Annotated in this window: 13 protein-coding genes and 1 CRISPR repeat array (1 of these 14 cut by a window edge); of the genes, 1 reads left to right on the top strand and 12 read right to left on the bottom strand. The window is 66.0% G+C overall.

Annotated features, from left to right (window positions below):
- Positions 1-43 precede the first annotated feature (43 nt).
- From ACIQLF_RS02645 to ACIQLF_RS02605, 9 genes are all read right to left on the bottom strand, one after another.
- Complete coding sequence (locus ACIQLF_RS02645; RefSeq protein WP_400294041.1) at positions 44-2,251, bottom strand: acyl-CoA dehydrogenase; 2,208 nt, start codon at positions 2,249-2,251, stop codon at positions 44-46.
- 200 nt (positions 2,252-2,451) lie between these two features.
- Positions 2,452-2,862: a DUF2695 domain-containing protein gene (locus ACIQLF_RS02640; protein WP_400294040.1), complete on the bottom strand. Its 411-nt coding sequence runs from the start codon at positions 2,860-2,862 to the stop codon at positions 2,452-2,454.
- Between the two features lie 164 nt (positions 2,863-3,026).
- On the bottom strand, positions 3,027-4,232 hold the full coding sequence (locus ACIQLF_RS02635; protein WP_400294039.1) for a pyridoxal phosphate-dependent aminotransferase: 1,206 nt from the start codon (positions 4,230-4,232) through the stop codon (positions 3,027-3,029).
- A gap of 123 nt (positions 4,233-4,355) precedes the next feature.
- Positions 4,356-4,721, bottom strand: coding sequence for a thioredoxin (trxA, locus tag ACIQLF_RS02630; RefSeq protein WP_400294038.1), 366 nt, complete (start codon positions 4,719-4,721; stop codon positions 4,356-4,358).
- A 311-nt stretch (positions 4,722-5,032) separates the two neighbouring features.
- A complete protein-coding gene (locus tag ACIQLF_RS02625) occupies positions 5,033-5,569 on the bottom strand; it encodes a hypothetical protein (protein WP_400294037.1) in 537 nt (178 codons plus the stop codon).
- Positions 5,566-6,183, bottom strand: coding sequence for a signal peptidase I (locus ACIQLF_RS02620; RefSeq protein ID WP_400294036.1), 618 nt, complete (start codon positions 6,181-6,183; stop codon positions 5,566-5,568). The genes ACIQLF_RS02625 and ACIQLF_RS02620 overlap by 4 nt, the downstream gene beginning before the upstream one ends.
- Positions 6,180-6,776: a SipW-dependent-type signal peptide-containing protein gene (locus ACIQLF_RS02615; protein WP_400294035.1), complete on the bottom strand. Its 597-nt coding sequence runs from the start codon at positions 6,774-6,776 to the stop codon at positions 6,180-6,182. The genes ACIQLF_RS02620 and ACIQLF_RS02615 overlap by 4 nt, the downstream gene beginning before the upstream one ends.
- 9 nt (positions 6,777-6,785) lie before the next feature.
- Positions 6,786-7,373: a hypothetical protein gene (locus ACIQLF_RS02610; protein ID WP_400294034.1), complete on the bottom strand. Its 588-nt coding sequence runs from the start codon at positions 7,371-7,373 to the stop codon at positions 6,786-6,788.
- 232 nt (positions 7,374-7,605) lie between these two features.
- Entirely contained in the window at positions 7,606-8,424 is an 819-nt protein-coding gene (locus ACIQLF_RS02605; RefSeq protein WP_400294033.1) for an oxygenase MpaB family protein, read from the bottom strand.
- Between the two features lie 203 nt (positions 8,425-8,627).
- Here ACIQLF_RS02605 and ACIQLF_RS02600 point away from each other — a divergent pair, with 203 nt between their 5' ends.
- Positions 8,628-9,809, top strand: a complete 1,182-nt coding sequence (locus ACIQLF_RS02600) for an N-formylglutamate amidohydrolase (RefSeq protein ID WP_400294032.1) — start codon at positions 8,628-8,630, stop codon at positions 9,807-9,809.
- A 125-nt stretch (positions 9,810-9,934) separates the two neighbouring features.
- Here the strand turns inward: ACIQLF_RS02600 and ACIQLF_RS02595 are convergent, their stop codons facing one another.
- From ACIQLF_RS02595 to rlmN, 3 genes are all read right to left on the bottom strand, one after another.
- Positions 9,935-11,275: an anaerobic C4-dicarboxylate transporter gene (locus ACIQLF_RS02595; RefSeq protein WP_400294031.1), complete on the bottom strand. Its 1,341-nt coding sequence runs from the start codon at positions 11,273-11,275 to the stop codon at positions 9,935-9,937.
- 172 nt (positions 11,276-11,447) lie between these two features.
- Positions 11,448-11,915, bottom strand: coding sequence for a carboxymuconolactone decarboxylase family protein (locus ACIQLF_RS02590; RefSeq protein ID WP_400294030.1), 468 nt, complete (start codon positions 11,913-11,915; stop codon positions 11,448-11,450).
- 47 nt (positions 11,916-11,962) lie between these two features.
- Entirely contained in the window at positions 11,963-13,168 is a 1,206-nt protein-coding gene (gene rlmN, locus ACIQLF_RS02585) for a 23S rRNA (adenine(2503)-C(2))-methyltransferase RlmN (protein WP_400295012.1), read from the bottom strand.
- Positions 13,169-13,429: 261 nt separating this feature from the next.
- Positions 13,430-24,458: a CRISPR direct-repeat array (repeat unit 29 nt; unit sequence GTGCTCCCCGCGCCTGCGGGGATGAGCCC); it runs 284 nt beyond the window's last position.

The raw sequence follows: 24,458 nt of genomic DNA, 5'->3' as shown, positions 1-24,458 counted from the left end.
TTAGCGTACTGAATTCTTGGCGGGGTGAAGCCGGGTGTGGGGACTAGCCGCGCGGCAACCCCAGGATGCGTTCGGCAATGACGTTGAGCTGGATTTCAACGGTGCCGCCGCCAATGAGCACCTGCGGCACGGCCAGTTGCCCCGTCACCGAGTCGCCCGGGGCGTCGGCGAAGAGCGCCGCGGGGCCGACCAGGGCCAGGGCCAGGGTTGCGGCTTCCCGGGCGAGTCGCGCGTGGGCCACCTTTGCCAGCGAGGAACCGACCCCGGGCTGCAGGCCGTTGAGCTGGCGCAGGGTTTCGCGCAGGTTCAGGGCGCCGATCGCGGAGCTGGTGGCAACGATCTTGCCGAGTGCGGAGAACGCCTCGCGTTCGTCTCCGGCATGGCCGTTTTCGCGGATCAGGGCCCGCAGACCGTCCTCGGTTCCCGCCGAGACCCCGGAGGAAATCTGGGTGCGTTCGTTTTGCAGGGTGGTGGCGGTGATCCTCCAGCCCTGTCCGGGTTCGCCGAGCAGGTAGGCGTCGGGGACGAACACCGAGTCGAGGAAGACCTCGTTGAATTCGGCGTCCCCGGTGGGCTGCTTGAGCGGACGGATGTCCACTCCCGCGCTGCGCATGTCTACGAGGAAATAGCTCAGGCCCTTGTGCTTTGGCACGTCGGCGTCGGTGCGGGCCAGGCAGATTCCCCAGTCGGCTTCGTGGGCGCCGGAGGTCCAGACCTTTTGTCCACGCAGTTCCCAGCCGCCGTCGACCTTGGTTGCCTTGGTCGAAAGCCCTGCCAGGTCCGATCCGGCGCCGGGTTCGGAGAAGAGCTGGCACCAGACGAGTTCGCCGCGCAGTGTCGGAAGCGCGAACTGTTCCTTGATCTCGTCGCTTCCGTAGGCAAGGATCGTGGGCATTGCCCATTCGCCGATGACCGAGGATGGCTGGATGAGATCGCGGCGGTTGTATTCCTGGGCGATGACGACCTGCTCGGCCGGGGAGGCGCCCAGGCCGTAGGGAGCCGACCAGTGGGGTGCGGCCAACCCGTTTTCGGCAAGGAATGTGCGCCGGGAACCGCGGGAGTACCAGCGCCCGCCGTCGTGTTCGTTCTCCAACGCGGCCGCCTGGTCGAGCAGCGCGCCGATGCGGTCGCGGAACGCGGGGTCTTCGTCGGGAAGCTCGATGTCGATGCGGCGGTCCTGGTCAAGGGCGACCTTGCCCAATGCCGCCGAGATTTCCCCACGCGGGCCCACCTGCGCGGCCAGGGTGATGGCGCGGCGCCAGTACAGGTGTGCGTCGTGTTCCCAGGTGAATCCGATGCCGCCGAAAATGGTGACGGCCTCGGTGACGGCCTCGACGGATGGGACAATGGCTGCTTCAATGGCGGAGCCTGCTGCAAGCATTTGCTGGTCTTCGTCCTGTTCCAGCGCAACGAGTGCAGACCAGGCCGCGGCGGTTCCAAGTTCGGCGGCAATGAGCAGGTTTGCGCACTTGTGCTTGATTGCCTGGAACGAACCGATCGGGGTGCCGAACTGTTCGCGGATCTTGGCGTAGTCGGAGGATGCGTCGACGGCCCAGCGCATGACGCCGGAAGCCTCGGCCGCGAGCAGGCCTGCCTGCAGGGTTTCCACGTAGCGTTCGTTCAGCCCTTCGAGGATTGCCTCGGTCTCGATCGCCAGGCCATCGAGCACCAGGGTGCCGGCGTCGCGGGTCAGGTCCGAGCAGGTCGCTGCCACTCGTTCGAGTCCCGCGCTCTCCACGTCAACCAGCGCAAAACGGGTGACGGCTTCACACGTGAACCCAATGACGAGCTGTTCGGCTGAGAGCAGCGAGGCCACCGGGGCACTGCCGGTCAAGGACCAGCCGCCCGCGGCGGCAACGGCGGTGAGCGTCGAGGGTGACAGGACAAGTGCGCCCGTTGCGCCGCCGGCGAACAGGTCGAGACCCGCCGTTGACGCCTTGCATTCGGTCGCGCCGGCAACGGCCGAGCTCGCCAGCACCGTGGAAACAAAGGGCCCCGGCACCAGACGGCGGCCAAACTCCTCGACCACGATGGCCGTATCAATGATGCTTCCGCCCTGTCCCCCGCGTTCCTCGCTGATATGCAGCGCATGCAGTCCGTTGTCCACCAGCTCGCCCCAATGGGCTGGTCGTCCTCCGGCACCGTAGGCATCGAGCCGTTCGCGGGTTTCAAGGATGTCGGCAAACCTGGCGGCGAATTCGGAAACCGCGGCAGCCAGGTCGGCGTGCTCTTCGGTGAGGGAAAGCGGCATCTAATCACTCCAATGTCACGGACGGAATCCTGCCCCCTGCGGAGCGGTCCGTCGTCGAGCTGTCATTTCAAGAACTGAAACTAGACTCTAGTTTGATTTTGTGACTTGGGCAACAGTCTTTGACATTGGGTTTCAGAAATCTTCATCGCTTCCCGACCGGCCCGCCGAGGGCACGAAACAACAAAATCCCCCCTGACGGTTCAGGACGCCTTTCTGGCATTCCTGTACATCCCGCCGCCCCACTGGACACCGGTGCGCATGAACCACAATCCGCACGGTTGGATGGTTCCGAGCCGGACGCTGTGGCACTGCGGGATGCGCGTCTCGTCGATCGCTCCCTCGTCGTCGAGCTCCCACATGGCGTCGTTGGGATGGAAGACGTTGGCCATGACCTCGCAGTCGCAGTACCCTCCGAGTTCCGGGAACTTCCGTTCCAGCGCGGTGGCACGCGGGGCTCGCATGTCGCGGTACGCCTTGGACCATTTCAACCCGTCGCACCCATGGGCGAGCATCCGGAAGACGTAGCAGGCCAGGCATTCATGGCGCCACGGCAGCAACATCCTCACGGTCTTCAGCGCGTCTTCGAGTTCTTTGTCGGGGTACTGTTCCATCGCATCCTCCTGGGTTTGGGTTGCCCCAAGAGTGGACGGGATTCGTGCGTGCCGGGCCGTTCGGCAGGGAACCTGTGGACAAGGACGGGCCGTTCCGCAAACGCAGCCGCCCGGTGCGGATCAGTCCCCGCCGCTGGCACCCGGCCCAGTCGGGTCTGGCCTGTTTAGAAACCTGCCTGGAAACGAACGATGCGCTCAATGGCCTCGGTGACGGGGCCAAGACCCGCGGCGAAGCTCAACCTGACGCGGCGTCCCCCGTCGACCTTATCGAAGTCGGTGCCCGGGACGATCGCCACGCCTTCGGCCTCCAGCAGTGCGGCGCAGTATTCGCTGGAGTTCCCGAAGGAGCCCAGCGCATCGCCAAGGTCCGCATACAGGTAGAACGCGCCATCGGCCGGGGCACATTCTCCCCACCCCAAACGCGGCAGCGCCTTCAGGAGTGCGCCGCGCGCCCTGGAAAATTCGGCAACCCGGGCCTCGGCCTCGCGGTAGGAGTCCTCGCCGAATGCCGCGAGCGCTGCGTACTGGGCCGGCGCCGGCGGGCAAAGTGCGACGTTGCCCGCAAGGGCATCGACGGTGCCAAGCAGGTCGTCGGGAACCAGCGCCCAACCCAGCCGCCACCCTGTCATGCCCCAGTACTTGGAGAAGCTGGAAATCACGACGGTGTTAGTGTCGACCTCCCACGCGCTGACCGAGCGGCGGGCCTCGGCGCCCGGTTCCGGGTAGTCGATGCCGTGGTAGATCTCGTCACTGATCATCCGGACACCTCGCTCGCTGCACCATGCAGCGAGCTCGCCAAGTTCGGTCCCGGAGACCATGGTGCCCGTCGGGTTTGCCGGGGAGGCAAGCATCAGCCCGTCGAGGTGGCCGTGTTCCGCCCATGCGGCCTCGAGCAGTTCGATGCTCGGCTGGTATCGGGATTCCGGACCGGCCGCCAGTTCCACGACCTCGATGCCGAGCGTGCGCAGGATGTTTGCATACGCCGGGTAGCCCGGCCGCGCCAAGGCCACCTTGTCCCCGGCATTGAATGCCGCCAGGAAGATCAGCATGAAGGCCCCGGAGCTGCCGGTGGTGATTGCGACGTTGGCCGCCGGAATCTCAATGTTGTACCAATGCTTGTAGTGCCCGGCGATTGCCTCGCGCAGCTCGAGGATGCCCAGCGCCGGCGTGTAGGTCATCGGGGTGCCGGCAAGGTGGATCTCCGCGGCGCGCTTGGATACGGCCGACGGCGCCCCGTCCCCCGGCTCCCCCGCGCAGAGGGAAACCACGTCGCGCCCGGCGGCGCGCAGGGCCGAGACCCTGTCAAGAATGCTCATGACCTCGAAGGCGGGAACCTTCGCCCGTCCGGCGACCTTGAGACTGCGCTGCATGCTTCCTCCAACGGTTGATTCTTTCGTTGTTCCCCAGCCTGTCACAGGCGGCGCGCAAAACGGCCGTGGCCCCGGCCGGATGACAAACCGGCCGAGGCCACGAAGGCAAGAACCATGCGGGAATCAGGCGTCTGCGCGCTGTGCGATGTCCTTCTTGATTGCTTCCATGTCCAGGCCCTCGATCTGGCCGATCAGGTCCTCAAGCGCCTCGCCGGGAAGCGCGCCGGGCTGGGAGAATACGAGGATGCCGTCGCGGAACGCCATCAGAGTCGGGATGGAGGTGATGTTGGCGGCGGCGGCCAGCTGCTGTTCGGCCTCGGTGTCGATCTTGCCGAAGACGATGTCCTCGTGCTTTTCGCTGGCGGCCTCGAACACCGGTGCAAACTGGCGGCAGGGGCCGCACCATGCAGCCCAGAAATCCACCAGCACCGTGCCCGGTGCGGAGATGATCGATTCAAAGTTCGCTGCATTAAGTTCAACGGAAGCCATAGGTGCTTCATCCCTTCGGGAAGTGTGGATGTGGACTCCGGACGAATCCCCAAATAGCCTAACCATACCCACAGGGGTATTATTCCGAGTGAATGTTTCTTTATCTTCAACAAGGAGTCACCACATGTGCAAGAAGGTCACCTGCAATAGCTGCGCAAAGCCAACCTGGGAAGGCTGCGGCGAGCACATCGAAGCCGCACTCGGCGACGTTGCAGTAGCCGATCGCTGCACCTGCAAGTAACCACGAGCTTTCAACGTTGGGCCCGGCACTTTGCCGGGCCCAACGTGTTTAAGCAGTGAACCGGCAGCCATCAGCATTTGAAGCCATCCAAGAGCCCCAGCGCTCCCCCTTGGGCTTTCGAAACCTTCCAGGTTTTCCCCGGAACCGATTCCCAGACGGGTCCGCCCGGGAACGTATGTACGGCAACAACCCCAACCGTTATTTGGTTGCCTCCGCCGAAGAGCAAATTTAAGATGCCGCCAACAAGCCCTCCGATCAGACCATTGCCAAAGGCATAGGAATTACCTGGCACGTCAGCAATCTTGTTCCACTCGATATCACTTGCGCTCTGCTTTCCTACGATTTTGTAGGTAATGACGGAACCATTGACCGATTCCGGTGCAGACCAGTCAATGGTTGCGACGGGTCCGCCAAGCATCGAATCGGTGAATGTGCAGTTAACACCTACGGGGGCAGGTACTGTCGCCGCCACCAACGTCGCTCGCGCTTTTTGCGGATCCGTCCAGCTCGCGTCTGTCTTGTCAATCGTCAAGGGCACGGCAGCGCTCAGCGCGATCATTGCAGTTATTCCGATCGCGGCAGAGCGCACCAACAACGAGCGGTTCATTCAGCGACGCGCCGACCTTGGCGACGCGGCCAAAAGACCCCGGTCACCAACGCTGCGGCACACAACGTCAAGCTCCCGAGCACCCAAGGTGAGCCCATCGAAACGATAACCGGCGCCAATCCAGGCACATGACCTAGCGTCTGGCGCACGGTCACCACTTCATAGGGCAACGGGTCTGGCTGCTCGTTGGCATCGCCCTTCATGGACAAGCTCCACTGCCCGTTGTCGACGGCCTTGATATCGGTGACACGGTGGGTCACCGGCAGGTTCCCCGGACGATCCACGGTGATGATGTCACCGATACCAACCTCTGATGCGGGAATTTCACGGACCAGTGCCACCGAACCCGCCGGGATGGTCGGGGACATCGAACCCGTCTTGAACATGATCAGGGAAATGTTGAAGACACTCGCGGCAATGACCAGTCCGATGCAGATGAAACCACCGATGGCCGCAAGCCACAGGAATCCATCGCCGATGGCGTGTAGGGTGCGCCGCGGGTAATGAACTTGGGGGAATACATTACCCGCGGCGCGGAGAGGCCGGACCCTGAGGGTGTCCGGCTGTCTGGTGTCCGAACCGCCCTCGGGTTCGAAAGATTGTTGGGTGGTCATGAGCTGGTTCCCAAAACGGTCCAGGTCAGATTGGCTGTTTTCCCCTGAATACTGCTCGGTGCCGAAGTCTTCATCTGTGTTTGAAGGCAGTAGCGCACCACATTGGCTTTCTTGGGCGACAGGCTCTGGCTTCCTGTAACTACCGGGGACGCCGTGACGTCGACGAATGCCGCCGACCCCAGCGCCGCCGCGTCACAGGTCTGACCAGCGTTCAGCGCCTTGGCTCGGAACTCCAGGGCATCGATCATGTCCTGCGGATCGGAGGAACCTTTCGTGGCGGCCTGCAGCAGTACCGTACCCCCGAGGGTGGAAGCATCAGTGGTGCGCACGTCAAGATAGCCAAAACTCGAGACGCCCGGCGACATGCCGGCTGCACTGAGCGTTAGTTGGGCAGGTGCACCGGCAGTGTGGTCCGTCCAGGTCGTGCCGTTGATGCTGCTCTCGATTTTGAAGATGCCGGCGGTGAACGTGGCTGTCGCATATTGGGAGTCGGTCCAGGCCGCAAGCGTGGTTGCTGCACCGATTCCCAATACCAAACCTCCTGCGAGCACCGCGGCTATCTTGCGCATGGTCCCTGCTGGCTTCTTGCGCATGGGATCTTGTTAGTTCTTTTGCGTTCCGGCGAATTCCCACACCGCGGTGGAGGTTACGCCCTCACTGAGATCGGCTTCATCTCCGGCAGTGACGACGAAGCAGAGGTTCTGGGCGTCCCCGGCTGTGCCACCGCTGCCCTTGGACAGGTCGAATGTTGCAACATCCGCTCCCGAGACCAACGGCGTGCTGGCAACTACGTCCCCGGTGCTGGCCTCTGTGCAACCAAAGGCGGCGGTGGAATAGACCTTGTAGCTCAAGCCGTCCAGTCCTGCGCCGAAGGTCGTGCTCATCGAAACTGTCGCGTCGTAGGTGGTCGTCCCGTTCAGATGCACCGCATATGGTGCGCTGACGCTTTCTCCGGGGCTGAGATTTGCGGCTTCCATTCCAAAGCTCAGGGCCGCAGGGCTGGCTTCCGTGTGGTTCGCGAAAACCGTGCCATTGGTGCTGCCTTCCAGAACGAACGCGCCGGTGCCGAACACACCGGCGGCAAAATCCGAGCTGTTCCAGGCAGCCAATGTCAACACCGCCCCTACGCCAAGCACCAGTCCTCCGGCCAAAACGGCTCGGACCTTGCGGTTGGTTTCCTTCTCAGTCATGCGCTCCCCCTCAGTAGCAATGACACGATATGAACCTTAAAGCCAACTGACCTCAAATGCGCCGATACCGGAGAATAGCCGTTCGAAATCTAACGGCAATTACACACGAAACCAGCACGATTGAAGCAATTCGGGGGCTGTTTATCCCCTAGGAAGAGAGTATTAACCAAAAGTGTCATAAGCACTAGTCTTTCGGCATATTTGAAGTCAAAGACTAGCTGGGTGGCCATAGTTAGGCGGCTTGGCGATCAAGACGCCGAAGGTAATAGCGCATCGGAAAATGCCTGATCCTGCGCGGCAGAATGCGCACCGCGCACCGCGCGCAGCGAACCACAAAGAGCATTTGCCGTTGCTGCTTTTCACTCCATCCAAAGCCATACATGACGCGCACTTCTTCGGGCAGCAACCCCACAGTCATGAATCTGGCCAACGGCATCAAGACGCGCACCCACAGCGGCGCATACCTTGCCGCGAGAAGTTCCTGCGCGACCCTGCGCACCGGTCGATCGACCTCAAGCTGCGCGCAGGCACGCTTCCAATACTCCGCAAAGTCCGCACGGCTGGCGGGCCAGAATTCTTCCGGCATGCCCAGCTCGGTGCCCAGCACCGCGTAGTCCCGGTAGAGCTGCTCGGCGGTGGCGTCGTCCATCGGAGGGAAGATGAGCTCATGGATCTGCATGGCCGAGTCGTAGAGCGTGGCCGCAACCCACAATTGCAATCTCGGATCCCGTGCCGAATAGGCAGGGTGCGATCCATCCGTTGCCGCTGGGGAGCGGACCGGTCCGTGGGCGGCGTTCACCATGTCCCGTACCTTGGCTCGCTGTTCCTCGGTGCCGTTGCTCAGCGCGTAGACGTAGGTCAGTGTGCCGTGCAACCGCCCGACAGGGTTGGTGGCGAAATCCGAATGACGTGCCACGCCGTGCCCCACCGGTGCCAGGGCCAGCTGGAGCAGGATCGCACGCCCGGCTCCGAGCAAGTAAACGCTCTCCGGCGCATACTTGCCCAACACCGATTCCGGCCCGGAGCCTGCCGCTGGAACTGGTTGGCTCATCTGATTTCCATTCGCTAGCGCGGGACCCCGCTTGTGCGGCATCCCGATCCCATTGTGTCTTGTCATCCTGAGCGAGTCCCGTTAGCCGGAAGCGGTTCCGGAATTATTTGCCTCATCGCTATCCGCCAGACGCGCCAGCGGATACGCTCATGTCAAGTCACTGAAATAGCTCCGCATAACAGCATCGCCACGAGGAGAACCGTATGTCGCAGTCCGATCAGCCGGCAGCCGCCAAACCCGGCGCACCCATACTCATCCCGGCCGGCAGGACGTTCACGCCCGATGCGATCACCTTCTTCACGGACAAGGGGACACGCACCCTGGAACAGGCCATCGCGGAGGCCGACCTGCTGGTTTCCTGCCCGCATTCCGGGGATGCGGTACCCGAGGAACTTGCCGAATTCCTGGCGCCCGAGTTTACCCAGCGGCTGCAATTCGACTATTCCGATCGCACCACCGGACCCGTCGTGCGTGCCTGGGCGCAGATGGATCCGCGCATCATCTACGTCGAGAACCCCCACCCGCGGCTGCTGCGCGATCCCAACCGGCCGCGGCCCGCAAACCTGGGGGCTCAATTGCGCGAGGCCTTCACCAGGGTGCGCGACGCCGGGGCCTGGAACAAGGTCGACCTGACAGGTGTGGACACGATCCGCCCCGTCACCTTCTCCTTCTTCCCGCTGCTGCGGGTTCCGGACTCGGACGCCGAACTCGAGGCGATGGTCAAGGCCTTTGAGTCGGTCGCCGAGCGCGGCCTGGGCGTGTACGAATCAACCCGGAATTCCATCCGCAATGCCATGGTTGCCGCGGCCTCCGAGCGCGTGAAAAACGGCGGACGGGCCCAGGTCACCACGCTGTCCTTCCACGACACCATGAACCACACGACCACCCGCGACGGCGCAGTGAACGTGCTGCGCGCGCCGGCCGACCAGCTGCCGGACGTCGTCGCACTCTCCAACCGCGGGGACGCGCAGGGCAACAGGCGCGGCGAGGACGTCATCACCATGGAGCCGGACGCGCTGCGCGCGCTGGCCGATTGCCACCGCACCGGGTTCGACGTGGCGTTCGACGCCGACGTCGCACTGAACACCCCGTACCTTGGCAGCCAGGAAATCATCGCCTCCGGGGAACGCTTCAGGAACCTCACGGATTCCACGTTCACGCTGGCCTCCGGCTCGGGGACCGTCCAGCTCGGCGCGGTGCAGGCGGAGTTCCTGCGCGAATACCTGCTGGGGCCCACGGCCACCGCCGCGCTGCAGCTGCCGGGCACCGGGTGGCCCGAGGAAGACACCGAGTGGACGGCGACGCTTGGGCGGCACTGCATGGCCAGCTGGAACGAATTCCGTGCCTGGTTCGCTTCGCAGGAGCCGGAAGCGGAGCCCGCTTAGGGACCACGCTCCCAGGGTGCCACGCAAACGGGGTGCCGTCCGTCGCCAGAATGGTCGACGGGCAGCACCCCGTTTAGGCGTTTCTTGCGTTTCGCATAGTCTCCGGGCGAATTCATACCCTTGCATCAGCCCAGGACAAGGCCCAGGAGTGCGCCCGGCACGATCGTGGTCACCGTGAGCATCAACGTGGGCACGAAGAACGAGTGGTCGTAGAGCTTGGTGCCGAGCTTCGTGGAACCCGAGATGTCGAAGTTCGCGGCGGCGATCTGCGACCCGTTGGTCGGCAGCAGGTAGATGCCGGCGAAGGCCGCCGCCCACATGCCGGAAAGCAGTCCCGGCGCCATGCCTGCGGCCAGGCCGATCGGCACCACGGTCCGGGTTGCCGTCGACTGGCTGGTGGTGAGCACGCAGACCAGGAACACGCCCAGGGCAAAGATCCACGGGGCACTCTGCACCATGGAACCCACGCCGTTGGCGATCATCTCGGTGTGGGCGCCCAGGAACGTGTCGGTCAGCCAGGCCAGGCCGAAGAGCGCGATCGCGGAGACCATGCCGGCCTTGAACACCGATGTCCCCGGCACTTCCTTGACGTCGGGGCGGCAGACGAGCCAGATCAGCGTGCCGACCAGCAGCATCAGCACCTGGATCAGCGGGGTCATCGAAATGGGGTCGCCGGCCGCATCCTGCGGGCGCAGGTTCTTGAACAGGCCGAAGACCACGATCGCAGCGACGCCGGCAAAGAAGATCAGCGCGGCGTTCCTGCCGGCCCTGGTGACGGTCACCTGGACTTGGGCCACCGCTCCCCCGGCATCCGGTGCGGGGATCTCGCCGGAGGAGATCTTCGCCTGGATCTCCGGGTCGTTTTCGATGTCTTTGCCGAGCTTGTTCACGAAGATCGCGGCCACGACGATGCCGATCAGCGCCGCGGGGAAGGTGATCTTGATGATGTCGATGAGTTCGAAGTTGTACGGGTTCACGGCCGTCAGCGTGACCATGGCCGCCATCGCCGCGGACACCGGCGAACAGGCAAGCGCGACGCCGGTTGCGACCACGGACAGCGACAGCGGGCGCGAGGGCCGCACGCCGTTTCGGTAGGAAAGGTCCTGGATCACCGGCAGCAGCGGGTAGAGGATGTTCGAGGTGCCCGCACCAACGGCGAAGAGAAATGATACAAGCGGTGCGACAAAGGTGATGGCCTTGGGGTTCTTGGAGATCAGCTTGGCGGCAATCGACACCATCCAGTCGATGCCTCCGGCAACCTGCATCATCGAGCTGGCGACGATGACAGCCATCACGATCAGCAGCGCGTCGACCGGAGGCGAACCGATCGGCAGGCCCATGACAAAGACGAGCACCGCAACACCCGCGCCGCCCCACAGGCCCAGCCCCACGCCGCTGGATCGCGTACCCATGATGATGGCACCCAGGACTACCAGCAACTCGATGATGAATCGCGCCGTCTCCATAAAACTCCCCCTCGTACGCTTTTGCCTTTCAGCCGAAGAATACCGGAGGATTTTGGCCCTGAATAGGAACTTTTGTACAGAGCGGTACAAAAGCAGGGCTCAGGGGAGGCTTCCGAACAGACAGCGCCGCTTCAAGTCCGAAGCGGCGCCGAAGGCATGCCAAGGGCTTGGGTCAGGCCTTGCGCGCCCGCACCGGGTGCTGCGAAAGGATCGAGACGCGGTTGAAGGCATTCATCGCGATGGCGGCCCACTGCACGGCGGAGAATTGCGCGTCCGTGAGCACCAGCCGGGCGGCCGCCAACTCGGCAATGCGCGTCTCGGAATCGGGAAGCGTCGTGGCCGCCTCGGCGACGGCAAGTGCCGCCGACTCGATGTCGTTGAAAAGCGCGGTTTCACGCCAGACGGAGAGCACCGCCAAACGTTGGGTGTTCTCCCCCGCCTCCATCGCCTGGCGGGTGTGCATGTCCAAGCAGAACGCGCAGCCATTGATCTGCGAAATGCGCACATTCAGCAGTTCAATGAGCCGGTATTCAAGGCCCGCGGCTTCGCCGGCGGCCTTGACCTTCAGGGAGAACGCGTTGAGCGACTTCCAGCTATCGGCGTCGGACTTGTCCAGGAAAAACGGATCAGACAAAGACATGTGAAACCTTCCTCGAAGAGAAGCCCGCGCCGATAGGGACGAGTGTACTACTCGGCTGCCGCCAGCTGGCCGCAGGCGCCGTCGATTTCCTTGCCGCGGGTGTCGCGCAGGGTGGTCGGCACGCCTGCGGATTCCAAGCGGTCGATGAACTCCGCCGTGACGTCGGGTTCGGAAGCGGTCCAGACGGAACCCGGGGTCGGGTTCAGCGGGATCGGGTTCACGTGGACCCAGCCACGGCCGCGGGCATTGAGCTTGCGGGCCAAGAGGTCCGCGCGCCAGCCGTGGTCGTTCATGTCCTTGATGAGCGCGTACTCGATGGAGACGCGGCGGCCGGTCTTCACGTAGTAGTTGAACGCGGCATCCAGTGCCTCGTCGACCTTCCAGCGCGAGTTGACCGGGATCATTTCGTCGCGCAGCTCGTCATCAGGTGCGTGCAGCGACAGCGCGAAGGTCACCGGGACGCCCTCCTCGGAGAGCTTGTTGATGGCCGGGACCAGGCCCACGGTGGAGACGGTGATGCCGCGGGCGCTCATGCCCAGGCCCTCGGGGACGTCGGCCACCATGCGGTGCACGGCGTTCATCACGCGCTTGTAGTTGGCCAGGGGCTCGCCCATGCCCATGAAGACAATGTTGCCCACGCGCTCTTCCGGGTGCTTCTGTCCACCCAGTCCGCCCTCGGCAATGACGCGGTTGGCCTGGACGATCTGGTCCAGGATTTCGGCGGTGGACATGTTGCGGGTCAGTCCGGCCTGGCCGGTGGCGCAGAACGGGCAGTTCATGCCGCAACCGCACTGCGAGGAGATGCACAGGGTGATGCGGTTGCTGTAGCGCATGAGCACCGACTCGACCAGCGAGCCATCGAAGAGGCGCCAAAGGAACTTGATGGTCTTGCCATCGTCGGTGGCCAGTCGCTTCACCTCGGTGAGCAGCTTCGGGAACATGACCTCGGCGATCTCGGCGCGGCGGTCCTTGGGAAGGTCGCTCATCAGCTCGGGATCGGTGGTGTAGTGCTGGAAGTAGTGCACGGAGAGCTGCTTGGCGCGGAATCCGGGCAGGCCGATCTCCTTGAGCTTTTCGGCACGCTCAGCCAAGGTCAGGTCGGCGAGGTGCACCGGCGGCTGCGAAACGCGGGCCTTGGCGGTGAACTGCAGCTGCGGACGACCGTCGTCACCCATGGCCTGCTTCCAGCCTTCGGCGGTCGGGCGAACCTGCGCGCGGCCTTCGGCCTTGGCGCGGGATTCGGAGATGCGCATTTGCTGGGCGCCTTGGGCGGTTGCCTGGGCGGCACGGCGCGCGGCCACGTCCTCTGCGCTGGGCACAGTTTCGGCAGGCACGGTCTCTGGGGTGTCTTTGGGGGAAGTCATCACTACCATTCTCCCATGCATGTCCAGCGCATGGGCGGTGAGATTGGGCACGGCCATTTCTCCCGCACAGTGTGGGACATTTGACGGCCGCTGCAGCGATAAACTGAATGTGGTTCGTCGCTTCTGTTGGGTTTACCCATGTCATCTAGCGTGCTCCCCGCGCCTGCGGGGATGAGCCCCCATGCCGGGGGCCGAGCCGCCGCCTTTTGGCGTGCTCCCCGCGCCTGCGGGGATGAGCCCTGGCCTCCGGCCCGCGCCCCTGGGTTGCTACTGTGCTCCCCGCGCCTGCGGGGATGAGCCCATCAAGGGAGCATAAATAGCATGGCATCAGCAGTGCTCCCCGCGCCTGCGGGGATGAGCCCCGCCGCCTGCGTCAGTGCTTCGGGTGCACCGAGTGCTCCCCGCGCCTGCGGGGATGAGCCCGCTGGGCGTCCTCGCTGGACCCCTGGGCGGCCGTGCTCCCCGCGCCTGCGGGGATGAGCCCTCACCGATACTGACAGGAATCTAGACATGGCAGTGCTCCCCGCGCCTGCGGGGATGAGCCCGGGCCGATTTGACAAGTTCGCCAACCACTCCAGTGCTCCCCGCGCCTGCGGGGATGAGCCCCCCGATAGCGTGCAATGCAAATACGGTAATCGGTGCTCCCCGCGCCTGCGGGGATGAGCCCAAGGCGTAAGCCTGATTCGCAACGATGGCCGCGTGCTCCCCGCGCCTGCGGGGATGAGCCCTTGACGCAACTCGCCAGCGGGTAGTCGAACTCGTGCTCCCCGCGCCTGCGGGGATGAGCCCTTGGCGTTGATCTTCGGCATCTACTTGTTGGCGTGCTCCCCGCGCCTGCGGGGATGAGCCTTGGGCTGGTCATCTACGGGGTCCTTGACGGGAGTGCTCCCCGCGCCTGCGGGGATGAGCCCCCGAGGTGGCCACTCCCCGCTGTCCGGTGTCCGTGCTCCCCGCGCCTGCGGGGATGAGCCCGCCAAGGGCAAGATCCGCACCACCGGGGTACTGTGCTCCCCGCGCCTGCGGGGATGAGCCCCGCAAATTGACGTGGATCGCACTAACCGCGACGTGCTCCCCGCGCCTGCGGGGATGAGCCCTTGGGCCGTAAGCCCCGGTTATTCGCTCCACGGTGCTCCCCGCGCCTGCGGGGATGAGCCCGGTCCGCGACAAGTCCGCCGAGGCCGGCACCGGTGCTCCCCGCGCCTGCGGGGATGAGCCCTGGCATTGCTGTACTTGTCCGCGGACGTGAACGTGCTCCCCGCGCCTGCGGGGATGAGCCCGTGGGTGGATTCCGAAATGGCTTTACCGGAAGGTGCTCCCCGCGCCTGCGGGGATGAGCCCGCCGGTAATTTCGTCCATGAGGACCGGCCCATGTGCTCCCCGCGCCTGCGGGGATGAGCCCGGACGAATGGCCCACATGTCAGCAGGCATTTCGTGCTCCCCGCGCCTGCGGGGATGAGCCCGCGCCACACCATGCCCTCGACCGTCTGGGCACGTGCTCCCCGCGCCTGCGGGGATGAGCCCTGGGAATAATCCGTGAGCGGCACATAGAGCGGGTGCTCCCCGCGCCTGCGGGGATGAGCCCCACAGTCCACACGCGACCCTGCCGACGCACCCGGTGCTCCCCGCGCCTGCGGGGATGAGCCCGTGTGCATGGGTGTCATACGCCGATTCAAGCTGTGCTCCCCGCGCCTGCGGGGATGAGCCCGGACGGGCCAAAAGTGGGAGTATCAAAAGCGGGTGCTCCCCGCGCCTGCGGGGATGAGCCCCCGGCCAATGGCAATGTCACCAAGATTTATCAGGTGCTCCCCGCGCCTGCGGGGATGAGCCCCGCGCCTGACCCCGCCGGGATTTGCGCATAGAGTGCTCCCCGCGCCTGCGGGGATGAGCCCCATGACCGTCGTCTCGATCGACTCCCTCGATGGTGCTCCCCGCGCCTGCGGGGATGAGCCCGGCACCATCGCCAGCCACGACATGGTCGAGGGGTGCTCCCCGCGCCTGCGGGGATGAGCCCCCACGGACGCTTGCCCACTCGTCGAAGTCGGCGTGCTCCCCGCGCCTGCGGGGATGAGCCCGCGCCCGCGTACTTGCCCGCCTGCTCCATGATGTGCTCCCCGCGCCTGCGGGGATGAGCCCTACCCGGCTGAGGTCGAGGGAGAATGAATATCGTGCTCCCCGCGCCTGCGGGGATGAGCCCAATTACGGTCAGCCCATTCCGTCGAACCCCGAGTGCTCCCCGCGCCTGCGGGGATGAGCCCGCCCCAGAAGCGCCCCGGCCCCGCGCCGACCTGTGCTCCCCGCGCCTGCGGGGATGAGCCCAGGCCGGACTTGCGCCTGAACCGCCCGAAAAAGTGCTCCCCGCGCCTGCGGGGATGAGCCCGCTCCGAGCTACTTTTGCGAGTGCCAGGGTTCGTGCTCCCCGCGCCTGCGGGGATGAGCCCGGTGCCGACCATGAGAACAGGCGCATAGGTGTGTGCTCCCCGCGCCTGCGGGGATGAGCCCGTTCCCACCAGTGATTCGACGACGACCAAGTAGTGCTCCCCGCGCCTGCGGGGATGAGCCCAAATTCGCCTGGTTCCGTGACGGGGTAAACGGGTGCTCCCCGCGCCTGCGGGGATGAGCCCTGATCGCACAGTAGCCGGCCTTTGTGGCCGGCGTGCTCCCCGCGCCTGCGGGGATGAGCCCGCGATCGAAGATGGGGAAAGGTTCGATGGTGCGTGCTCCCCGCGCCTGCGGGGATGAGCCCTACTGTCAGCACCGCCGCGGCTGGGAACCACGGTGCTCCCCGCGCCTGCGGGGATGAGCCCTCAACGAGCACCAACGCACACGGCTAACGGTGGTGCTCCCCGCGCCTGCGGGGATGAGCCCCGTCAGTTGGTCGTTCATGGTCGGTATGGTGGGTGCTCCCCGCGCCTGCGGGGATGAGCCCGAGATTTGACGTAGGACGTTGATAGGTCGATGGTGCTCCCCGCGCCTGCGGGGATGAGCCCACCCATTCGTCATTCTCGAAGGACGCCAGCTTGTGCTCCCCGCGCCTGCGGGGATGAGCCCGAGAATCCCACCGCTGTCATTAGGGCTTTATGGTGCTCCCCGCGCCTGCGGGGATGAGCCCCGATCAAACCCGATCCGACTACCAGGTCACGCGTGCTCCCCGCGCCTGCGGGGATGAGCCCAACCGAACCCAGGGGCTCAAGCCGCCTCAGGTGTGCTCCCCGCGCCTGCGGGGATGAGCCCGTCTTCAGTCATCATGAAAACCCAGAACATTTGTGCTCCCCGCGCCTGCGGGGATGAGCCCCGCACCAGCTAACCGGAGTAGAGGTTTTTTTCCGTGCTCCCCGCGCCTGCGGGGATGAGCCCTCTTCCATGCAATCCACGACACCGTCGGTGATGTGCTCCCCGCGCCTGCGGGGATGAGCCCTAGGTCGCGGAGGGGCGTATCGTGCTCTGGGCGTGCTCCCCGCGCCTGCGGGGATGAGCCCCCGAATGTTGATCATCCGAAATCCTTCGGGAAGTGCTCCCCGCGCCTGCGGGGATGAGCCCACTCGGGTTACCCATGATCTTGAAGGCGCTCTGTGCTCCCCGCGCCTGCGGGGATGAGCCCGACGATCAATCTCTGTTCCTCACCGTCGATTAGTGCTCCCCGCGCCTGCGGGGATGAGCCCCACCGCCACCTCTTTCCGTCCCAACCGCAGACGTGCTCCCCGCGCCTGCGGGGATGAGCCCCGTCGTGCCGGAGCGTCTTGTCATCGCGCGCGGTGCTCCCCGCGCCTGCGGGGATGAGCCCAGCCTGGAACCGCCGGACTCGCGCCAGCCGGCGTGCTCCCCGCGCCTGCGGGGATGAGCCCTTCGTTGTCAAGCCCTCCGGCGGTGCTACGCCGTGCTCCCCGCGCCTGCGGGGATGAGCCCCCCGCGTGGACGCTGGACGGCAGGGTGATCCAGTGCTCCCCGCGCCTGCGGGGATGAGCCCAAGGGGCTTAGCCCTTGACCATGCCCCGAAGGGTGCTCCCCGCGCCTGCGGGGATGAGCCCATCACGCTGCCCGCCGGCCGGATCGTGCTCCCCGCGCCTGCGGGGATGAGCCCTGCCACCCACGTGACGCTCGTTGTAGTTTGATGTGCTCCCCGCGCCTGCGGGGATGAGCCTCCGGCGGACGCGGGCTTGGACCCGGCGCGGCGGGTGCTCCCCGCGCCTGCGGGGATGAGCCCCACTGCAGAGATCGCCGAGAATACGCCAGACAGTGCTCCCCGCGCCTGCGGGGATGAGCCCCCTGCCGGGATGGTGAAGTCGATTTCGACCTCGTGCTCCCCGCGCCTGCGGGGATGAGCCCCGCTCGTAGATCCCCAGATCCCGAACCAGCGAGTGCTCCCCGCGCCTGCGGGGATGAGCCCGCTTCCTTCACTTCCTCGACGGCGCTTGCCCAGTGCTCCCCGCGCCTGCGGGGATGAGCCCTGGCAGCCGGGGGAAACCGTCACCAAGACGTTGTGCTCCCCGCGCCTGCGGGGATGAGCCCTCATTTTTTGGGTAGTTCTAGTCGTCGGCGCAGTGCTCCCCGCGCCTGCGGGGATGAGCCCCTTGGGGCTGGGGTTGTTGTTGCGGGAGGTCTGTGCTCCCCGCGCCTGCGGGGATGAGCCCAAACGTCTTGCCGTGGTGCTCTGCCGGAACCGAGTGCTCCCCGCGCCTGCGGGGATGAGCCCAGGCGCAGGGACCAGAAGCGCAGCAGCGGACTGTGCTCCCCGCGCCTGCGGGGATGAGCCCCGTAAAGAAAAGCGAGGTTGTCGGGCATAATAGTGCTCCCCGCGCCTGCGGGGATGAGCCCATCGGGGTGCACCGCTTCGTTGATTTCTTCAACGTGCTCCCCGCGCCTGCGGGGATGAGCCCCAGCCTTCAAATTCCGCTTTTACGCCTGAACCGTGCTCCCCGCGCCTGCGGGGATGAGCCCTTTTCGAAATCCCCTGAATTCGATCAGTTTTGGTGCTCCCCGCGCCTGCGGGGATGAGCCCTTTTCGAAATCCCCTGAATTCGATCAGTTTTGGTGCTCCCCGCGCCTGCGGGGATGAGCCCCCGCACCACCGCACCACCCGCCGTGAAGTAGCGTGCTCCCCGCGCCTGCGGGGATGAGCCCGAAGCTGTCATTATCAGCCTGGCTTCGAAACTGTGCTCCCCGCGCCTGCGGGGATGAGCCCTGCTGCGCGGCGATTTCAAGGAGCGCATGGAAGTGCTCCCCGCGCCTGCGGGGATGAGCCCCTTCGGCCATAGACCACTCGAAGTATGCGACGGTGCTCCCCGCGCCTGCGGGGATGAGCCCCCAGCAACCGCAGCAACCTTGAGCCCCTTGGTGTGCTCCCCGCGCCTGCGGGGATGAGCCCAGTGGCAAGATGCCCGTGCCGACAAGCTGGTGGTGCTCCCCGCGCCTGCGGGGATGAGCCCATGTATCGACGTGTGCAAAACATAGCATTCACGTGCTCCCCGCGCCTGCGGGGATGAGCCCTAGTCGAAGAATGGCTAGAAGAACAAGGCATAGTGCTCCCCGCGCCTGCGGGGATGAGCCCACCAGGCATCAACTGACCGCCCTGATCATGCAGTGCTCCCCGCGCCTGCGGGGATGAGCCCGGGTGCTTGTTCAAGGCGATCCGTGGGTATGCGTGCTCCCCGCGCCTGCGGGGATGAGCCCGATTGATTTCGTGAAGCCCGCAGTCCGCAAGCGTGCTCCCCGCGCCTGCGGGGATGAGCCCCGCTTCGTCAACCCACCAGACAGCAACGAATGGTGCTCCCCGCGCCTGCGGGGATGAGCCCACAGCGGTGGCGAACCTGATCAACAACCCGGCGTGTGCTCCCCGCGCCTGCGGGGATGAGCCCTGGATCTCGATGACGTGCCCGTTGCCCCGACGGTGCTCCCCGCGCCTGCGGGGATGAGCCCAACTCGGCCCGCCTGATCCCGGTATGCCTTGGGTGCTCCCCGCGCCTGCGGGGATGAGCCCCGGCGGGCGCTGCCGCGGCGGAGCCGGTGTTGGTGCTCCCCGCGCCTGCGGGGATGAGCCCGGCTGGGTGAGGCAGAGGAGAAAATCACGAAAGTGCTCCCCGCGCCTGCGGGGATGAGCCCATGGGAAACTCGTTTTCGACCATTCAGCTCCGTGCTCCCCGCGCCTGCGGGGATGAGCCCAGCTATTCGATTACGGGCGATTTCACGGGTTCGTGCTCCCCGCGCCTGCGGGGATGAGCCCTCGGTCAATTACTACCGGGTGGTTTCCATCTCGTGCTCCCCGCGCCTGCGGGGATGAGCCCATTATTGACAATCCGGGCAATCGTGGTGTGTAGTGCTCCCCGCGCCTGCGGGGATGAGCCCGAGGACCAAACATCGACGTGAACGGACCACCAGTGCTCCCCGCGCCTGCGGGGATGAGCCCTCTTCAAACCACTCAGCCGCCACAACCGAAGCGTGCTCCCCGCGCCTGCGGGGATGAGCCCCACTCCGTGGGCATCAGCGCGGCGATCCAGTGGTGCTCCCCGCGCCTGCGGGGATGAGCCCCATGGCTTCGGCCTGCTCGGCACACTCGGCGGGTGCTCCCCGCGCCTGCGGGGATGAGCCCTCTCTTACATAGGCGGAATTTTTCAAAGCTGGGTGCTCCCCGCGCCTGCGGGGATGAGCCCCGAAGAACTCGGCCGGTTGGCCGTTGAACAGCGTGCTCCCCGCGCCTGCGGGGATGAGCCCCAGGCTGAACTAGCCAAGTACCCCGATTGCGTGTGCTCCCCGCGCCTGCGGGGATGAGCCCTCGGGCGTGGTCATGGGCTTGACGGGCGTCGTGTGCTCCCCGCGCCTGCGGGGATGAGCCCGCATCGGGCGTGGTGAGTGCTCGGTGAGAGACGTGCTCCCCGCGCCTGCGGGGATGAGCCCATCGACAAGGAATCAATCGCCGTTCTTGCGTCGTGCTCCCCGCGCCTGCGGGGATGAGCCCGCTTCGGCAGTCAAGAAATCAACCGTTTCATCAGTGCTCCCCGCGCCTGTGGGGATGAGCCCTGTCTACGATGTTCCAAAATTCGATGGGGCCAGTGCTCCCCGCGCCTGCGGGGATGAGCCCGATAGTCTGACCAGCCCTTTTCCCAGTCTTGAGTGCTCCCCGCGCCTGCGGGGATGAGCCCCCGCCAAGGTTCTGCGAGTAGCGGTTGAACACGTGCTCCCCGCGCCTGCGGGGATGAGCCCGTGAGTGGCGCGCAGGTGGCTATCTGCCCATCGTGCTCCCCGCGCCTGCGGGGATGAGCCCACGGAAACCGTGACCATTGCAACCATCAACGGGTGCTCCCCGCGCCTGCGGGGATGAGCCCGGGCTCAGTGTCCTGCGCTGCGCGGTTGACCCGTGCTCCCCGCGCCTGCGGGGATGAGCCCCGGGCAAGGGGTCAACCGCTGGGAGTCGGTATGTGCTCCCCGCGCCTGCGGGGATGAGCCCGATTATTGGCGCTCGGCCTGCCGCTGGCATTGGTGCTCCCCGCGCCTGCGGGGATGAGCCCGATTATTGGCGCTCGGCCTGCCGCTGGCATTGGTGCTCCCCGCGCCTGCGGGGATGAGCCCGGGCGTGGATTTTTCGGGCGACAAGTTTTCCGGTGCTCCCCGCGCCTGCGGGGATGAGCCCGGGCGTGGATTTTTCGGGCGACAAGTTTTCCGGTGCTCCCCGCGCCTGCGGGGATGAGCCCCGCCACGGGTTTATTGCCGCAGCGATCACGGAGTGCTCCCCGCGCCTGCGGGGATGAGCCCCCCACCGGCCCTTGGGGTCGGCTTCATAAGTGGTGCTCCCCGCGCCTGCGGGGATGAGCCCCGCAATACCAATGGGCCGGTCTTTGTCGTGCTGTGCTCCCCGCGCCTGCGGGGATGAGCCCCGCGGCATCTACCTGCTCAGCGCGGTGCAGGGGTGCTCCCCGCGCCTGCGGGGATGAGCCCCCAAGCCCACCACTACCAACACTGCCGACGGTGTGCTCCCCGCGCCTGCGGGGATGAGCCCTCAATGGCCTGGTCACCCTCTTCCATCATGGCGTGCTCCCCGCGCCTGCGGGGATGAGCCCACATTCGCACCAACACCGAAAAACGTTTGGAGGTGCTCCCCGCGCCTGCGGGGATGAGCCCTGAGACTTGGTGTAACGACGGATCAACTTCACGTGCTCCCCGCGCCTGCGGGGATGAGCCCCCCACTTGCAGATAATGCGGGACGGCTGTTTGGTGCTCCCCGCGCCTGCGGGGATGAGCCCGGCGGCCAGGCTGACCCGCGCATGATCACCGGGTGCTCCCCGCGCCTGCGGGGATGAGCCCAATGGACAGCGCGGCCACCCCGCCAGCAGCAAGTGCTCCCCGCGCCTGCGGGGATGAGCCCGTGAAAACTTTCAGCCAGGGAACGCAGGCCGGGTGCTCCCCGCGCCTGCGGGGATGAGCCCTGGGGCGACTGGAGCCAAGGGGGATCAGGGTAGTGCTCCCCGCGCCTGCGGGGATGAGCCCTCTCCGAACCATCGTTGAAACCCTTGCAGAACGTGCTCCCCGCGCCTGCGGGGATGAGCCCAGGTCCGGGCGGTCAGAGAACTTCAACAAGTCGTGCTCCCCGCGCCTGCGGGGATGAGCCCTTCTGGGGCAACGGTGTTCTCGGTCATGATTAGTGCTCCCCGCGCCTGCGGGGATGAGCCCGACAACCCCAACAACGCCGCTCCAGGTTGGTCGTGCTCCCCGCGCCTGCGGGGATGAGCCCGAAGCCCTCAATGCCTCGTTCAGAGCCCGCGGGTGCTCCCCGCGCCTGCGGGGATGAGCCCCATGAGTGGATTCAGGGAACTACCAGACGCGAGTGCTCCCCGCGCCTGCGGGGATGAGCCCGACGCACGCGGACAAATTCCTTGAGCGTGAGGGTGCTCCCCGCGCCTGCGGGGATGAGCCCAACATGATCAGCGGCGGGTGTGCGTCCAATGGGTGCTCCCCGCGCCTGCGGGGATGAGCCCCCTGAATGCCGGGCACACCCTGAACACCCTGAGTGCTCCCCGCGCCTGCGGGGATGAGCCCCGCGACATGGTTCGCTACGATATCGAGTGTGCGTGCTCCCCGCGCCTGCGGGGATGAGCCCCACGCGAACTTGTTGTACATGACAACGACTAGGTGCTCCCCGCGCCTGCGGGGATGAGCCCCAAGATGTCACGCTCGAACTCGAAGGTGGTGCGTGCTCCCCGCGCCTGCGGGGATGAGCCCTGAGCGATGCTGGTGGCCGCTTCATCCGCGGTGTGCTCCCCGCGCCTGCGGGGATGAGCCCACCGGACGACACGACGACCTCAGTCATCGACCGTGCTCCCCGCGCCTGCGGGGATGAGCCCATCGACCCTCAAATTTCGTCGGCTGCCAAAGAGTGCTCCCCGCGCCTGCGGGGATGAGCCCCCGGAACGACCACCTCGAAAGCACTCGGCACCGTGCTCCCCGCGCCTGCGGGGATGAGCCCCCGGAACGACCACCTCGAAAGCACTCGGCACCGTGCTCCCCGCGCCTGCGGGGATGAGCCCTGGGAGTAATCCGTCAGCGGCACATAGAGCGGGTGCTCCCCGCGCCTGCGGGGATGAGCCCACCGCCCAGCGGCAGGCCCAGGACGAGAATGCGTGCTCCCCGCGCCTGCGGGGATGAGCCCCCGATTGAGTGGGTTTATCAGCCGGTGGTCTGGTGCTCCCCGCGCCTGCGGGGATGAGCCCCGAGTGCGGAACCGAGTGCGGAACCGACACCGGTGCTCCCCGCGCCTGCGGGGATGAGCCCAGCGGCGTTTCACCGTGCAGCGCACCGGAGACGTGCTCCCCGCGCCTGCGGGGATGAGCCCACGGTCAAGCGGTACAACAAGGATTCGCAGTGGTGCTCCCCGCGCCTGCGGGGATGAGCCCAACTTGACAGTTTCGTCAGGTCACACAACCCCGTGCTCCCCGCGCCTGCGGGGATGAGCCCCGTCTGCGAATCGATTTTCAGAGCATCGAGCTGTGCTCCCCGCGCCTGCGGGGATGAGCCCATGCTTAGTCGTCGCTGGAAACGCGCCATTGGGTGCTCCCCGCGCCTGCGGGGATGAGCCCCCGATCCCCAACAGAAAGGCCCCCAACCAAAGGTGCTCCCCGCGCCTGCGGGGATGAGCCCGAAAGCACCTCATGACCAGCGAACGTGTTGCCGTGCTCCCCGCGCCTGCGGGGATGAGCCCGTTCTTGTACGCGGCATCTTCACATGAGCGACGTGCTCCCCGCGCCTGCGGGGATGAGCCCGGCACGGACGTGGCCCGCGGTGTGTGGGAAGTGTGCTCCCCGCGCCTGCGGGGATGAGCCCACCCAAGTTCCCTGCAGCGGCAAGAGACAGTGGGTGCTCCCCGCGCCTGCGGGGATGAGCCCGCGGCGGCGGCCTGTGCCAGGTAGCCTTGTGCTCCCCGCGCCTGCGGGGATGAGCCCAAGTGGAGGGTACAAATGATTACGCAAGCAGTGTGCTCCCCGCGCCTGCGGGGATGAGCCCACCCAAGTTCCCTGCAGCGGCAAGAGACAGTGGGTGCTCCCCGCGCCTGCGGGGATGAGCCCTCAAACCGCCGCCGCCACGCCTAACCCGCTCGGTGCTCCCCGCGCCTGCGGGGATGAGCCCAAGTGGAGGGTACAAATGATTACGCAAGCAGTGTACTCCCCGCGCCTGCGGGGATGAGCCCACCCAAGTTCCCTGCAGCGGCAAGAGACAGTGGGTGCTCCCCGCGCCTGCGGGGATGAGCCCCAGTTCGTGCTGAGGGCGTGGGTGATAACGAGGTGCTCCCCGCGCCTGCGGGGATGAGCCCCTGCAACGACTGTGGGTGTGGCAGCCAGCCAAGTGCTCCCCGCGCCTGCGGGGATGAGCCCAAGTGCCACGGTCGGGCGCATGTCCGGCATTTGTGCTCCCCGCGCCTGCGGGGATGAGCCCGAGCAGCAAACCCAGCAGCCGGCACCTGAGGCGTGCTCCCCGCGCCTGCGGGGATGAGCCCAACGGCAGCTCCGAGCCCTGCAATGCCGAGAGGTGCTCCCCGCGCCTGCGGGGATGAGCCCACGCCATAGCCGTCGCACCAGATCGAGAAGTAGTGCTCCCCGCGCCTGCGGGAATGAGCCCCACGCTGAACAATCGAGGGGACTTCGAGGACCGTGCTCCCCGCGCCTGCGGGGATGAGCCCGTGGCCATCGTTAGCGAGGAT

This window comes from Paeniglutamicibacter sp. NPDC091659, assembly GCF_044756805.1.
GTDB lineage: Bacteria > Actinomycetota > Actinomycetes > Actinomycetales > Micrococcaceae > Paeniglutamicibacter.
The sequence above is the reverse complement of the archived record's forward strand: the minus strand, read 5'-3'. Positions and strand labels throughout refer to the sequence as shown.